Below are 506 nucleotides of genomic sequence, written 5' to 3' on the forward strand. Positions count from 1 at the left end.
GGTATGGGCGGCCTCGCCGATGTGGCGGCCGATCTGTACGGTCTGGAATCCCGGCATCGGTTCCTGCACATCTGTTCGCCGAGTTTCGATCCTTCGGTGCTGGAATGGGTGTGCACCGCGTTCGTGGGTGCGACGCTCGTCGTGGTTCCCGGGGAGATCATCGGCGGTCCGGAACTGGCCGAACTCCTGCGGACCGAAGCGGTGACCCACACGATCATCACTCCGGCGGTGCTGGGGACCATGGACCCCGCGGGTCTGGACGCGCTCGAGGTGCTCTCGGTCGGTGGCGATGTGACCACCCCGGAGCTACTGGCGAAGTGGGAGCCGGGCCGCAAGTACTTCAACGGCTACGGTCCCACCGAGACGACCATCATCTCCTCCTACGCGCAGTTGTGCACCGGCGGGCATGTGACCATCGGAAAGCCCGTGCACGGTATGGCGGCGCTGGTGCTGGATGCGCGGTTGCGGCCGGTGCCGCCCGGTGTGGCGGGTGAGCTGTATCTGGC

Annotated in this window: 1 protein-coding gene; it reads left to right on the forward strand. The window is 66.8% G+C overall.

Annotated features, from left to right (window positions below):
- Positions 1-21: 21 nt before the first annotated feature.
- Positions 22-506 (forward strand): AMP-binding protein (locus IG78_RS43640; protein ID WP_211267724.1); only part of this gene is annotated, 485 nt, incomplete at its 3' end.

The sequence above is a fragment of the Streptomyces aureocirculatus genome, from assembly GCF_000720475.1.
Classification (GTDB): Bacteria; Actinomycetota; Actinomycetes; order Streptomycetales; family Streptomycetaceae; genus Streptomyces; species Streptomyces aureocirculatus.